Origin of the sequence: Sphingomonas sp. HMP9, assembly GCF_013374115.1 — a bacterium.
Classification (GTDB): domain Bacteria; phylum Pseudomonadota; class Alphaproteobacteria; order Sphingomonadales; family Sphingomonadaceae; genus Sphingomonas.
In genome coordinates this window covers 872,016-885,903 of the sequence record NZ_AP022673.1, presented here as the reverse complement: position 1 = coordinate 885,903, position 13,888 = coordinate 872,016, and the positions used below count along the sequence as shown (strand labels likewise).

Sequence of the window (13,888 nt, the reverse complement as noted above, 5' to 3'; positions counted from 1 at the left end):
CGTGTCGAAGGATGATCTCATGGCGCATGCCACAGAAGCGCTCGACCTTTCGGCGACGATCGAGGAACTGCGCACCGCGCGGTCTGCGTGGCGGGCGGCGGATGGTCGCCATCGGCTCGACCGGTTCCCGTCGCTGGCCGAGACCGGGCAGGCGGTCGACGATCTTGTCGCCGCGCTGTTTCCTGGTCGGCTGGGCATGTTCACCGGACCGGTCGAGCGCGAGGATGCGTTCGTCGAAACCCGGCTTCGGCAGGCTCTGGCGCGGCTGCAACGGCAGGTCGAATGCGAGTTTAGCTATTGGCAGGAAGAGGCGGTGCTGGCGTTCGACGTCAGCCATGCGGCGATGATCACCGGGCTGTTCATCGCCGAACTCGGGCCGATCCGCGCTTTGGTCGACGATGACGTGCGCGCTGCGTTTCTCGGCGATCCGGCTGCGCGCAGTGCCGACGAGATCCTGATCTGCTATCCCGGCGTCGTCGCGATCCTGTACCACCGGATCGCGCACGCCTTGTACGGGCTGGGCGCACCGATCGTCGCGCGGATCATCTCCGAACTCGCGAACAATCGCACCGGGATCGACATCCATCCGGGCGCGACGATCGGTCGCAGCTTCTTCATCGATCACGGCACCGGCGTCGTGATCGGCGAAACCGCGATCGTCGGCGACCGCGTCCAAATCTACCAGCATGTCACGCTCGGAGCGCGCAGCCCGCTCGGGGTGACCGACGTATCGGCGCGCGAGCGGCTTGCCCGGCATCCGATCGTCGAGGACGACGTCGTCATCTACGCCGGCGCGACGATCCTCGGTCGGATCACGATCGGGCGCGGCGCGACGATCGGCGGCAATGTCTGGCTGCTGGAGGACGTGCCCGCGGGTAGCGTCGTCGCGCAGCCGACGGCGGTGATCCTGGCGGGGGAGGCCGCCGGTCAACTGCACGAGACGCTGCGGGGACGCGCCGCATGATGCGCTTTGCCTGTTGTCGGCGAGAGGATGGACCGCCGAAGCCGGTGATTGGCGTGCTGTGCTGCAACGAGGTCGTCGATCGTCCGATCCAGGCGGTCGCCACGCGCTTCGTCGAGCCGCTGGTCCGGTATGCGGGCGCGACCGTGTTGCTGGTACCGGCGGTGGCGGATGCGATGGACACGCGGGCGCTGGCGGCGCGACTCGACGGGCTGTTGCTCACCGGATCGCGGTCGAACGTCGCAGGCGCCCGTTATGGCAAGTCCGACGCGGTCGACGATGCACTTGATCTCGAACGCGATGCGGTGGCGCTCGAACTCGCGGGGCGGATGATCGAGGCGGGGCGGCCGGTGTTCGGCATCTGTCGCGGGTTGCAGGAGCTGAACGTGCTGTTCGGCGGCACGCTGACCGATGCGCTGGACGACGGCCATCACCGATCGACCGAGGACACGACCGCGTACGAAACGCTGTTCGACCATGTCCACGATGTGAGCCTGCTGTCGGGAGGGATGCTCGCGGCTGCGATCGCCGAGTCGACCATCTTGGTCACGTCGGTTCACCGCCAGGGGATCGACCGGCTGGGGGAGGGGCTCAGCGTCGAGGCGCACGCGGTGTCGGATGGGCTGGTCGAGGCGTTCTCGGCGCGTCCGTGCGGCGGCGATGTGCTGGCGGTGCAGTGACATCCCGAATGGGACGTTGCAGCCAGCGCATCCAGCCGCGCAATCTTTTCACTTATCGGCCAGTCGCTTGGGACCTATCGGGACCGATGACTGCATCCGCTCGTTTGGCATGCACGCAGATCGTCGCAGAACGATCCACTGACAGGGACTCTATCATGACCGCTTATCGTACCGCGTTGACGCTCGCTGCCTCGACTCTCGCCTTCGCCAGCGTGCAGGCCGTCCATGCGCAGGGCGCGCCCGCTCAATCGGCGACCCCAGCCGCTGCCGAGCCTGCCGCAGACCCCGCTGCGGCACCCGATACGCAGGACGACATCATTGTCACGGGTACGCGCGCCGTTGGTCGGTCGCGGCTCGACAGCGCGTCGCCGGTCGACGTGCTGAGCTCGGCTGCGATCCAGCGTCAGGGGACGACCGAACTGGGTGCGGCGCTGTCGGCGATCGCGCCGTCGATCGACTTCCCGCGGCCATCCGCGGTCGACGGCACCGACGCGATCCGCCCGGCGACGTTGCGCGGCCTTTCGCCCGACCAGACGCTCGTGCTGGTCAACGGCGTACGCGGCCATACCGCGGCGCTGCTCAACGTCGGCGGGTCGGTCGGGCGTGGCTCGGCTGCGGTCGATCTGAACACGATCCCGACGGTTGCGCTCGACCGCATCGAAGTGCTGCGAGACGGCGCGTCCGCACAATATGGCTCGGATGCGATCGCCGGCGTGGTCAACCTGCGGCTGCGCGAGGCACGCTCGGGCGGCGGCATGACGGTCAATTACGGCTTCTACAATACCGATATAGACACTGCCCGCGGCAGCCGCAGCACGAATGGCGAGCATGCGCTGACCGTATCCGGCTGGCAGGGCATCGGCTTTGGCGAGGACGGCTTCCTGACCGTTTCGGGTGAGTATCTGGATCGGCAGGCGACCAACCGCGCCGACTTCGATACGCGCCCGCTGCTCAACGCGCCCGCGACGCCGAAGCGCGTGACGGGCCAGTTCGGCGATCCCAAGGTCGAACAGTACAGCATCTTCGCCAATGCCGGTACGACGTTGACGGGTACGTGGAAGCTGTACGGCTGGCTAGGGTATCAGGACCGCGACACGCGCAGTGCCGCGTTCCCGCGCCTGCCGCTGGATGCGACCTCGGCGACGCGGTTGACGCTCGCCGGCACGAAGGACGGGTTCCTCCCGCTGATCAACACCAAGTCGCGCGACATCAACTCGGCGGTCGGTATCAAGGGCGAGGTCGCCGACTGGACCGTCGATCTGAACGCCAGCTATGGTCGCAACAAGATCGGTTTCCGCACGCTGGACTCCGCCAACTACGCCTATGGCAGCGCGACGCCGAGGGATTTTTCCGACGGTGCACTCATCTACGACCAGTACATCCTCGGGCTCGACATCGATCGCAAATTCGACCTTCTGCAAGGCGTGAACGTCGCCTTCGGACTGGAAGGACGCCGCGAAGGGTTCAAGATCGAGCCGGGTGAACAGGCCTCCTACGGCTATCCGACCGCTGGCACGGTTACCGGCGGCGCGCTGCTGACCGCGCCGCCGGGGGCGCAGGGCTTTGGCGGGTTCTCGCCGGACAATGCGATCGAGCGGAGCCGCCGGAACGGCAGCGTCTACCTCGATGTCGAAGCGCAGGTGACGGACAAGTTGCTGCTCGGCCTTGCCGGGCGCGGGGAGGATTATTCCGATTTCGGCTCGACCGGCACGGGCAAGGTCTCCGCACGCTACGACTTCGCGCGCTGGTTCGCGCTGCGTGGCACCGCTTCGACCGGCTTCCGCGCGCCGGCGCTGCAACAGCAGTATTTCACGTCGGTCGCCAGCGTCGTGCAGGATGGCATTCCGATCCTGACGGGCACGTATCCCTCGGTAAACCGCGTCGCTGTCGCGCTCGGTGGCCTGCCGCTCGAGCCTGAAAAGTCGACCAACCTCTCGGTGGGCACCGTGATCCGCGCCGGCGGGTTCGAGTTGACCGTCGACGCCTACCGTATCCGCATCCGCAACCAGATCGGCCTGTCGGAGAATCTTGCCGCGGCGGGCAATCCGCAGGTCGCGGCGCTGCTGACGCCGTTCAACGTCAGTGCGGCACGCTTCTTCATCAACGGGATCGCGTCGACCACCAAGGGCATCGACGCGGTCGCGCATTACCGCCTCCCGACCGATGCTGCCGGGACGTTCGACCTCACGATCGCCGGCAACGTCAACGACGTGAACGTCACGCGCGTGCCGACCTCGACCTCGACCCTCAGCCCGGCACCGACGTTGTTCGCCCGCAACCGCGTCGAGTCGCTGGAGAATGGTACGCCGGGCGAGAAGGTGACCGGCTCCATAGACTGGTCGCTCGAGCAGCTCGGTGCACTGGCCCGCGTCACCTATTATGGCGACGTGACTCAGCCCGGCACGACGGCGGCTGGCGACGTCCATAGCGGCAAGCACCTGATCACCGATCTCGAACTCCGCTACCAGGCGAAGAAGGGCGCGCAGATCGGGCTCGGCGTCAGCAACCTGTTCGACGTCTATCCCGACGCGACGAGCATCGCGAACAACCCGACCGGGGTGATCGGCTATCCCTATTACTCGCCGTTCGGGTTCAACGGCCGGTACGTCTACGCACGCGCCGGCCTGAGCTGGTGATCAAATCGTGGTTGCACCGAAGTGAATCTCTCCGCTGTCGATGATATCGAAAGAGGTAACTCGACCGATTCCGAAACGAGGTTGGCGCGAATTCAAGCGGCACGCGCTCTGATAGGCGACTTAAATTTGCAATAGATGGTGCGGTCCATCAGATCGCGCACCCTCGGCAGCACCTTAGAAAGGTAACGTACTTCCATTTGATGGAAGTCGTTGCCTTTTGCATTCTGTTCGATCTTAGTAAGCTTCTGAGCTGACGCACTTTGGCGTGATTTACACTCTATTCATCGAGCAACGCGACTATCTATATTCCCATTCTCGAGTGGGCATTACAACGGGGCAACGTCGAGGCGAAGTGAAGCTCCCTAGGCGGAACCTCGTGGTCCAGTGGAGCCTCTCTGCTGGGCCACTATTTTATGGTTACGGCCGAAAGAGTCAGTCGCGCTTCGATACTGTGCGCGCCACGCGGTCCCGAATATCTATTGGCCGTCAGCGCGTATTCGTACGGCATTGGGCCCTCGATAGGTTGGGGTTCGTCACCCGATCCGCCACTGCTCTCCTTCGTCAGGAAGACGACGGCTTTTGCGGCGAGGACAGCGGTTTGGGGTTGGCATGCCCGCTTCGTCCGCGCCAGTAGCGGATCGCGGCCATGACCACGGCAACGACGATAGCGAGGATCGCGACGCCGGCCAGCTTGTGCTTCGGCATAATGCTGTGGACTGCGTCGAGCAGCGTGTCGCCGAACAGATAGCCGATGCCGGTAAATATCACGCCCCAGGCTGCCGCCGAGACTGCGTTGAGGATCATGAACGTGCGGGCCGGGACGTGCGACGTGCCGATCGCGATCGGGCTGATCGTGCGCAGGCCATAGAGAAAGCGGAAGCCGAGGATGAAGACCGTCGGATGCCGTTCCAGCGCGTCGAGCGCCTTGGCGAAGGCCGGCTTGGCGGCGATCCTGCGGACTCGCGCGGTATCGCGGTAGCGGCGGCCGGCGAGGAAGAAGAGCTGGTCCGCAACGAACGACCCGGCGACCGCCGCCGCGGCACTGCCCCACAGCGGCAGCAGTTGCTGATGCGCCAACACGCCGCCGGTCACGACCGCGGTCTCGCCCTCGATCCCCGCACCCAGGAATATCGCAGCGAGTCCATATTGGGCGATAAGCGTTTCGATCGACATCGCCCGCCCTTGCCGCGGCGCGGAGTTCTCCGCCAGTAGCATTATCCCCTTGGCTACAGGCGCTTACGACCAAATTTCGGCGTTCTAGCGACCTGGATGATCCAACGGTGACACCGCGCGACATGCCGTCGGAAGTTAAAAGTCTCGCGAAACGGCGGCGGAACGCGGGGACGGTGAGATCGTAGAGACCGGTCATGTGCGCAAGCGGAGGCGCGCAATCAGGCCTGTTCGACGAGGAACGCGGCGAGCTGGTTCCAGGCGGGCTGCTTTGCCGCGATACCGACGGTGTGCAGAGGGCTGCTGGACGGAAGCGCGACGATGGTCGGCCCCGCAAAATTCGGTCCGAGTAGCTTCACCCCCTGCTTGAGTGCAGTGCCGCCGTTGAAGGCGACCGCGCGAAGATTCGGCAATCGCGCGACGAGTGCGGCTATGTTGTTGCCTTCGACGTCGAGGATCGCAGCATCGCTGCTCCCCGCCCGCCGCGCCGACCCTATAACGTCCCACAACGCCACGCCGCTTGCCCCCAATGCGGCCAACCGGTCGTCATAATCGAGTGCGGCTAGATTGAGTCCGACGACCGGCGACATCAGCCGCCAGAACTGGTTCTGCGGATGCGCATAGTAACGCTGTGCCGCGAGCGAGCGATCGCCCGGCAAGCTGCCCAGCACCAAAATGCGCGCATCGGGCGCGACGATTGGCGGAAACGAATGCTTGAGCGACATCAAGTTCCTCAGGGGCGAAGGAGCGCAAGGGTATGCGATAGGACGATTATAACCTACCACCGGCAAAATGGTGGCGCCACGCGCGGTGCGATCAGGGGAAGGACTGCCGACTTGGCACTGAACGGACATCTACCGGCACTCGCGCAGACCGGTATCGACGGACTTGACGATATTCTGAACGGCGGACTGACGCCGGACCGGATGTATCTGGTGGAAGGAACGCCGGGTACGGGCAAGACCACGCTGGGTCTCGGCTTCCTGCTGACCGGCGCTGCCGTTGGCGAGGCGGGGCTGTACATCACGCTTGCCGAGACCGAGGTCGAGCTTCGCGCGGTGGCGCAGACTCACGGCTGGTCGCTGGACTCGCTGTCGCTGTTCGAGATGGTGCCCGCCGACGGTCTCGGCGAGGATCACGAGCAGACGTTGCTGCACCCGAGCGAGGTCGAGCTTGGCGAAACCATCCGCGACGTGATGGCAAAGGTCGACGAACTTCGCCCGAAGCGCGTAGTGATCGACAGCCTGTCCGAGCTTCGCCTGCTGGCACAGAGCCCGATCCGCTATCGCCGCCAGATCCTTGCGCTCAAGCACTTCTTCTCGACGCGCGCCTGCACCGTGCTGTTCCTCGACGACAAGAGCGGATCGGGCAGCGATCTCCAGCTGCACAGCATCGCACACGGCGTCATCTCGCTGGAGCAGACCTTGTCCGGGTTCGGTGCACAGCGTCGTCGCATGCATGTCGTGAAGATGCGCGGCGTGCGGTATCGCGGCGGCTATCACGACTTTGAGATCGAACGTGGCGGGTTGTGCGTGTATCCGCGGCTAATCGCGTCCGAGCACGTCATGAAATATTCGGACGACGCCGTGTCGACCGGATCCGTCGAGCTCGACGCGTTGCTCGGGGGCGGGCTGATTCCCGGCACCGCGACGTTGCTGACGGGGCCGGCGGGCGTCGGCAAGACCACCGCATCGGTCCAGTCGATGATCGCCGCGCTCAAACGGGGGGATCGGGCGGCGTACTTCCTGTTCGACGAGCGGTTGCCGACGTTGTTGAAGCGGAGCGCGTCGCTCGGCATGGACTTGTTGCCGTTCGTCGAGAACGGGCAGCTCGAACTGCGCGCGATCGATCCGGCCGAGATGTCGCCGGGCGAGTTCTCCGGCGCGGTGCGGGCCGCGGTCGAACAGCACGGCGCGAAGATCGTCGTGATCGACAGCCTGAATGCCTATCTCCAGGCGATGCCCAACGAGCAGTTCCTCATCCTGCAGATGCACGAGATGCTGACGTATCTGGGCCAGAAGGGGATCGTCAGCCTGTTGATCCTCGGCCTGCACGGTATCACCGGCGACGTCCGTTCCGACGTCGACCTGAGCTATCTGTCCGACACGATCGTCCAGCTCCGTTATTTCGAGGCGCATGGCGAGGTGCGACAGGCGATTTCTGTGATCAAGACCCGGACTGCACGGCACGAACGGACGATCCGGGAGTTTCAGATCGGTAGCAACGGATTGCTGGTCGGCGAGCCCCTTCGCGAATTCCAGGGGGTGCTGACCGGTGTCCCGACATTCTCCGGCGAAGGAAAGACGTTGATGGCCAGTCGGATGGGATTTCGGGACGTTCGCGGCTGACATGGACGATCGCGTCCTGATCCTGGCGCCGCGCGGGCGCGATGCCGCGATCGCATCGGATCTGCTCGGCCGCAACGACATCATCGCGTTCGTGTGTCGCGACCAGTCGGAGTTGCTTGTCGAACTGGCAAAGGGTGCCGGTGCAGTGATGCTGACCGAGGAAGCGCTGATCGCTGAGGAGGTTGCGCTCCTGGCGGAATGGGTGGCGGCGCAACCCAATTGGGCCGATATCCAGTTCGTCGTGTTAGCGAACGGGACACGGGCGCCCCGCACCGCGCGCGCCACCCAGCGGCTCGCCGATCTCGGCAACGTCCTGCTGCTCGAACGGCCGCTGCATGCCGAGGCGATGCTGGGCGCGATCCGGTCGGCACTGACCGCACGGCGGCGGCAATATGAGTTGCGTGACGTCGCGGTAACGCTCGAACGCGCCGTGCTGGATCGGACCAGCGAGTTGCGGACCGCGCGTGAAAGCCTGGAGATTGCGCTCGAGGCCGCCGGCATGGGCAGCTGGGACATCGACCTGACTACGGGAGAGTCGCGTCGGACGCTGCGCCATGATGCGATCTACGGGTATCCCGAGGGACGCCCGGACTGGAACCTGGAGACGTTCCTGAACCATGTCGACATCAAGCAGCGCGGCACCGTCACGCGCGCGATGACCGAGGCTTCGCGGACGGGCGTGATCGACGTCGAATACCGCATCGACGCGGCGGACGGCCACTCGCGCTGGCTCGTCGCCAAGGGGCGGGTCCAGTATGACGATTCTGGCAGGGCCGCGCGGATGACCGGGGTGGTGTCCGACGTCACCGATCGCAAGGAAGCCGACGCGCAACTGGCGCAGGCACAGAAGATGGATGCGATCGGCCAGCTGACCGGCGGCGTTGCGCATGACTTCAACAATTTGCTGACTCCGATCGTCGGCAGCCTCGACCTCCTGCGACGACGCCACAAGGACGACGAGCGCACGCAGCGGATGATCGGCGGCGCGTTGCAGGCGGCGGAGCGGGCGGCGACGTTGACGCAACGGCTGCTCGCCTTTGCTCGGCGGCAGGCGTTGCAACCACGGGCGGTCGATATCGGCGCGTTGATTGACGGTCTTGTCGACCTGATGCGCCGGTCGCTGGGGCCGTCCATTGCCGTGACGCTAGAGATCCCGCGGCATTTGTCGTCGGCACGAGTGGACCCCAACCAGCTCGAACTCGCGCTGCTCAATCTCGCCATCAACGCGCGTGACGCCATGCCCGGTGGCGGCAAGCTTACCCTGACCGTCAGCGAGGTCGTCGTCGATGATCGCAACACCGTCGGGCTCGCACCCGACCGCTACGTCCGGATCGCTGCGATCGACACCGGCGTCGGCATGGACCGCGCGACGCTCGCGCGCGCGACCGAGCCGTTCTTCTCCACCAAGGGGGTCGGCAAGGGCACCGGGCTGGGGCTGTCGATGGTCCACGGCCTAGCTGCGCAATCGGGCGGCACGCTCCGCCTGACCAGCGAACCCGGATCGGGCACCACGGTCGAACTGTGGCTTCCAGCGACCGAGGAAGCGGCGGCCGATACCGCCGAGAATACCGCCGAGCCCGTCATCGCACGGCGCGCTGCCAAGGTGCTGCTGGTCGACGACGAGGATCTGGTGCGCGCGGCGACTGCGGACATGCTGCGCGACATCGGCTATGTCGTCGTCGAGGTGTCCTCCGCAAGCCAGGCGCTGTCGGCGATCCGATCGGGCGTCGATGCGGACATATTGGTCAGCGATTATCTGATGCCGGGGATGACCGGCGGGCAGCTCATCAGCGAATTATGGTCGTCAGGCAATCGTATCCCGGCTTTGCTCGTTACGGGCTATGCAGCAGCGGGCGAGGATGTCCCCGACGGCGTCATTCGTCTGTCGAAGCCGTTCCGCCAGACCGATATCGCTGCCCGGGTCGACGAACTGCTGCGCCAGTCACCACCGGGGCGGCCCAAGCTGCGCGCGGTGGAATGACATCGGACCGGGCGACCTTCGCCCGGTCCGATGCAGCGTTGCTACGTCAGAAGCCCTTCTTTAGCGAAACGAGGAACTGCCGCGGTGCCCCGGCCAGCAAGGTCTGGTTGTCGCCGCTAGCAGTGTAGCCGTTCGACCCGATCGTCGCGATGTACGTCTTGTTGGTCAGGTTGGTGACGCTGCCTTCGATCGCGACGCCGTGCAGCGCGCCTTCGCCGTCGAACCGATAGCCGATGCTCGCATCGACCAGCACACGGCTCGGCACCGACTGGTCATTGAGATAGGTGAAGTAGCGCTTGCTCATATAGTCCGCGCCGACCCGGCCGGTGAAACCCGACTGCTCGAGCACGATCTCGCCCTTTACCATGTGCTTGGGCGTATCGACGACGGTGTCACCCTTGCGGACCTGGACCGATCCGGACGCGTCGGTAACCGTGTCCTGATATTCCGCGTTGGTGTAAGAGTAGCTCGCGAACAGCGAGAGCGGGCGGAACACGCGGTAGTTGGCGGAGACTTCGGCGCCGTACGTGCGCACGCTGCCGGCATTGTTCAGCGTCGGTGCGTTGCCGAGGATGCCGACACCATTGGCGAACGCGAGCAGGCGGTTCGAGAAGTCGACATAATAGCCGACCGCCGAGGCCTGGAACGGACCGCTATGGACGCGAACGCCGCCTTCCGCCGTCTTCGATCGCTCGGGCTTGAGGCGCCCGCGAACCGCGTTGAACCCGGCCTGCGTCGCCGCGAACGGCCCGGTCGTCGCCGAGGATACGAACGCGCGCATGTTCTCGGTATAGTCGGCGAAGACTTCCGCCGCCGGGGTCAGCTTGAACAGGATACCGGCCTGGGGCTGGAACCAGTCCTTGGCAGAGATGCGGCCGACCGACAGCGGCGACGTCGTATCGGGCAGCATCGTCGCGCTGTTGACGACATAGGCGCCTTTCCACCCGGCGTTGACGATCAGCCGGTCGTTGACGAGCTTCAGCGTATCCTCGACATGATACTGCATCGTGTCGGTGCCGTATTTACCGTCCCACTGCGTCGCATACGCATTCTTCTGGAACTTCAGCACGTCGCGGTTGGGCTCTGCGCTGTCGGTCATTCCGTAGAAACGCCGTGCCTGCGTGAAGGTGTTGGTCTCGAGCCAGCCGCCGATCTCGAAGGTGTTCGCACCCGTTTCATAGGCGATGTTGCTGAGCGCACCGCCGCGCTTGATGCTGTATTCGGTCGTCCGGAAGCCGAGTGGGCTCGCCGCAGTGATCGCGCTGCCATCCTGGTTCAGTGCCCCTGCCGGGGTCGGCGAATAGGGCGTGATCCACGATCCTTGCCCTTTGTTATTGTGGTAATAGCCGGTGGTGGTCATCGTCAGTTCGGGTGTCAGGTTGGCATTCAGCGTTACGCCGCCAAGATAGTCGCGGCGCACGCCACCGGCATCGAAATAGGCGTCGTCGACGGTGCCAAACCCGGTCGGGAAGGTCGTGCCGGTGCCGGCCCATGGCGCGACGAAGCCGACCGACGAGCCGTTGTTCGCCCTGGTGTAGGTCGCCAGCGCACCCTGGTTCTGGTAGGTTTTCGCGATCTGCAGCGCGAGTGGATAGTTATCGGCGATGTTGTCGTTGCGCAGGCCGCGACGGCGGATGATGTCGTAGCTCAGGTCCTGATAATCCTGCTCGCGGCGATCGGAGAAGTTCAGGAACGCGGACAGGCTGCCGAGGCTGCCCAGATCCTTGACGATCTTGCCGTTCGCCTGGTGCTGACGCTGGACGCCGTCGCCCTTCCACTTGTCGGTGGTGAGGTAGCCATAGCTGAGATAGCCCTTTAGGCCGCCGCCAAGATCGCCGGTATCGAGCCGGGCATAGCCGCGATACGTGCTGTCCGAGCCATAGGTGCCGCCACCGGTGACGTTGGCCGTATCGCGCGGTATGTCGCTGAAGAACTGGATGGTGCCGCCGAGGTTGCTGGTCGACGCGGTGCCGAGCGCGCCGGCGCCCTGCGCGACTTCGGTACGGGCGACGTTCTCGGAGATGATCGCGCGGCTGATGTGCAGGCCGTTGACGTTGCCATAGCTCATGTCGCCGAGCGGAACGCCGTCGAGCGTGAAGCCGAGCTGGTTCTGGTTAAACCCGCGCAACGAGATGCGGACGGCCCATTCATACGCGCCGAACGGATCGGACGCCTGGAAATTGACGCCGGGAAGCTTCTCGATCGCCTTGAGCGGGCTCGACCCGGGGGTGAGGCGCGCGAGATCGACCGCGCTGACGCTCTGCACCTGGCGGCTCTGACCGAAGCCGAGCACGACGATGTCCGCCGACGTTTCGGGTGCGGGCTCGACTTGGGCGTCCGTCGGCATGGCGGTCGGGGTTTCCGGACCGGCCTGGGCGAATGCGGAAGGCATAGCGAGCGCCGCGAGAGCGACACCGGCGAAAAGCGACGATATGGTCTGCATGATGTCCCCTGAAGCGCGACGGCGCTCAGCGGCCCATTGCCGATCGGCGTGACGCGCCGACGACAGATCGAAGACGATTTCGAGACGATGGCGATATTGTTACGGTAGTGGCCCGAACGCCTCGCCTACCGTGACGACAGGCTCCGCTCTCTCGCCGAGAGAGGCAAGAAGCCGGCAGCGATTCCGACCGGGGAAAGGGGGCGAGCAGGATGCGAGGAACGCGTGTCGCTACCCCCGCATCATTCGCGCAATCGTTTTCCCTGCTGCCGCACCATAAGGCGGCTTCAGCCCGGCGAGCTTGGCGACGTCGAGCTTCGACTGCTTGAAGACGGCACGCCCGTGGCTGAACGTGCGGAAGCCGTCGATGCCGTGATACGCGCCCATGCCCGATGGGCCGCTGCCGCCGAAGGGGAGATCCTCCATCGAGATGTGGAAGATCACGTCGTCGAGCGTCACCCCGCCCGAGATCGTCCGGTCGAGGACGCGACGACGCTCCGCCTCGTCGTTGCCGAAATAATAGAGGCCGAGCGGCCGGTCGCGGCGGTTTACCTGCGCGATCGCGTCGTCGATCCCGTCATAGCGACGGATCGGCAGGACGGGGCCGAAGATCTCCTCCTGCATCACGATCATGTCGTCGGTCGCGTCGCGGACGATGTGCAGCGGCATTTTCCGCGAGTTCGCGCTGCCGAAATCCTCGTTCGCCGGGTTCACGACCTCGACCGTCGCGCCCTTCGCCCGCGCGTCGGCGATCCAGTCGGTGAGCCGCTGGTGGTGCCGATCGTTCACGACCGAGGTGTAGTCGGCGTTCGCAAGCAACGTCGGATACATCGCGCTGGCCGCCGCCTTGATGCTGTCGACGACCTTGGCCTCGTCCGCCGCGGAGACGAGCATATAGTCGGGTGCGAGGCAGATCTGGCCCGCGTTCATCATCTTGCCCAACGTCACGCGTTCGGTCGCGCGCGCGATATCCGCCGAGGCGCCGAGGATGACGGGCGACTTGCCGCCAAGTTCGAGGGTGACGGGCGTCAGATTGTCCGCCGCGGCGTGAAGGATGTGGCGGCCGACCGCGGTCGCGCCGGTGAAGATGAGATGATCGAACGGCAGCGCGGCGAACGCCTTGCCGACGTCCGGCCCGCCTGAGACGATCGCGACTTCCTCCGGCGCGAAATAGCGGCCGACGATCTCTTCGAACAGCGCGGCGGTGGCGGGCGTGTATTCGCTCGTCTTCGCCATTGCGCGATTGCCCGCGGCGAGCACGCCTGCGAGCGGCGCCATCAGCAGGTTCACGGGGAAATTCCACGGCGCGATGATGCCGATCACGCCCTTGGGCTGATATTCGACCCACGCCCTCGCGCCGAGCAGCCCGAGCGGGAACTGGACCGGACGACGGTCGCGCTTCATCCAGCGTTCGAGATGCTTGGCGGCATGCGCGATCGGCGCGAGCGATGCGCCAATATCGGTCATCATCGTCTGCTCACGGCTGCGATGCCCGAAATCCTCCGACACCGCATCGCAGAACCGCGCGGCGTTGTCCTTCACCATCGCCGCCGCTCGCTTCAGCCGATCGAGGCGGACGGCCTTAGTAACAGGCAACTCCGCCATAAACGCGTTGCGCTGCGCGACGAGAATGGTCTTCATATCGGTCATCGGGCATCCTCGAACGGGAAAC

At 65.2% G+C, this 13,888-nt stretch carries 9 protein-coding genes; 5 read left to right on the top strand and 4 right to left on the bottom strand.

Annotated elements, in window-relative coordinates:
• Nucleotides 1-19: 19 nt before the first annotated feature.
• The 3 genes from epsC (at nucleotide 20) to HMP09_RS03810 (ending at nucleotide 4,277) form a co-directional block, all read left to right on the top strand.
• Nucleotides 20-964, top strand: a complete 945-nt coding sequence (epsC, locus tag HMP09_RS18525) for a serine O-acetyltransferase EpsC (RefSeq protein ID WP_176499256.1) — start codon at nucleotides 20-22, stop codon at nucleotides 962-964.
• On the top strand, nucleotides 961-1,641 hold the full coding sequence (locus tag HMP09_RS03815; RefSeq protein ID WP_232090648.1) for a gamma-glutamyl-gamma-aminobutyrate hydrolase family protein: 681 nt from the start codon (nucleotides 961-963) through the stop codon (nucleotides 1,639-1,641). The genes epsC and HMP09_RS03815 overlap by 4 nt, the downstream gene beginning before the upstream one ends.
• Before the next feature lie 155 nt (nucleotides 1,642-1,796).
• A complete protein-coding gene (locus HMP09_RS03810; RefSeq protein WP_176499255.1) occupies nucleotides 1,797-4,277 on the top strand; it encodes a TonB-dependent receptor plug domain-containing protein in 2,481 nt (826 codons plus the stop codon).
• Nucleotides 4,278-4,838: 561 nt separating this feature from the next.
• Here the strand turns inward: HMP09_RS03810 and HMP09_RS03805 are convergent.
• Together HMP09_RS03805 and HMP09_RS03800 are read right to left on the bottom strand one after the other, a co-directional pair.
• Nucleotides 4,839-5,450 carry a DedA family protein gene (locus tag HMP09_RS03805; RefSeq protein WP_176499254.1) on the bottom strand — a complete coding sequence of 204 codons (612 nt, stop codon included), beginning with the start codon at nucleotides 5,448-5,450 and terminating at the stop codon, nucleotides 4,839-4,841.
• A gap of 218 nt (nucleotides 5,451-5,668) precedes the next feature.
• A complete protein-coding gene (locus HMP09_RS03800; protein WP_176499253.1) occupies nucleotides 5,669-6,172 on the bottom strand; it encodes a DNA-deoxyinosine glycosylase in 504 nt (167 codons plus the stop codon).
• 111 nt (nucleotides 6,173-6,283) lie between these two features.
• Here HMP09_RS03800 and HMP09_RS03795 point away from each other — a divergent pair, with 111 nt between their 5' ends.
• Both HMP09_RS03795 and HMP09_RS03790 read left to right on the top strand, forming a co-directional pair.
• The gene (locus HMP09_RS03795; RefSeq protein WP_443026440.1) at nucleotides 6,284-7,795 is read left to right on the top strand and encodes an ATPase domain-containing protein; all 1,512 of its coding nucleotides are present in this window, start codon (nucleotides 6,284-6,286) and stop codon (nucleotides 7,793-7,795) included.
• 1 nt (nucleotide 7,796) lies between these two features.
• Nucleotides 7,797-9,776 (top strand): PAS domain-containing hybrid sensor histidine kinase/response regulator, encoded by a 1,980-nt coding sequence (locus HMP09_RS03790; RefSeq protein ID WP_176499251.1) that lies wholly within the window; start codon nucleotides 7,797-7,799, stop codon nucleotides 9,774-9,776.
• Between the two features lie 46 nt (nucleotides 9,777-9,822).
• Here the strand turns inward: HMP09_RS03790 and HMP09_RS03785 are convergent, their stop codons facing one another.
• Both HMP09_RS03785 and HMP09_RS03780 read right to left on the bottom strand, forming a co-directional pair.
• Nucleotides 9,823-12,219, bottom strand: coding sequence for a TonB-dependent receptor (locus HMP09_RS03785; RefSeq protein ID WP_176499250.1), 2,397 nt, complete (start codon nucleotides 12,217-12,219; stop codon nucleotides 9,823-9,825).
• A gap of 228 nt (nucleotides 12,220-12,447) precedes the next feature.
• Nucleotides 12,448-13,857, bottom strand: coding sequence for a coniferyl aldehyde dehydrogenase (locus tag HMP09_RS03780; RefSeq protein ID WP_443026459.1), 1,410 nt, complete (start codon nucleotides 13,855-13,857; stop codon nucleotides 12,448-12,450).
• Nucleotides 13,858-13,888 lie beyond the last annotated feature (31 nt).

Bases quoted from the DNA above. Each gene is read 5' to 3' on its own strand.
- HMP09_RS03815 (WP_232090648.1), top strand. From the start codon at position 961: ATGATGCGCTTTGCCTGTTGTCGGCGAGAGGATGGACCGCCGAAGCCG.
- HMP09_RS03810 (WP_176499255.1), top strand. From the start codon at position 1,797: ATGACCGCTTATCGTACCGCGTTGACGCTCGCTGCCTCGACTCTCGCC.
- HMP09_RS03805 (WP_176499254.1), bottom strand. From the start codon at position 5,450: ATGTCGATCGAAACGCTTATCGCCCAATATGGACTCGCTGCGATATTC.
- HMP09_RS03785 (WP_176499250.1), bottom strand. From the start codon at position 12,219: ATGCAGACCATATCGTCGCTTTTCGCCGGTGTCGCTCTCGCGGCGCTC.
- epsC (WP_176499256.1), top strand. From the start codon at position 20: ATGGCGCATGCCACAGAAGCGCTCGACCTTTCGGCGACGATCGAGGAA.
- HMP09_RS03780 (WP_443026459.1), bottom strand. From the start codon at position 13,857: ATGAAGACCATTCTCGTCGCGCAGCGCAACGCGTTTATGGCGGAGTTG.
- HMP09_RS03800 (WP_176499253.1), bottom strand. From the start codon at position 6,172: ATGTCGCTCAAGCATTCGTTTCCGCCAATCGTCGCGCCCGATGCGCGC.
- HMP09_RS03790 (WP_176499251.1), top strand. From the start codon at position 7,797: ATGGACGATCGCGTCCTGATCCTGGCGCCGCGCGGGCGCGATGCCGCG.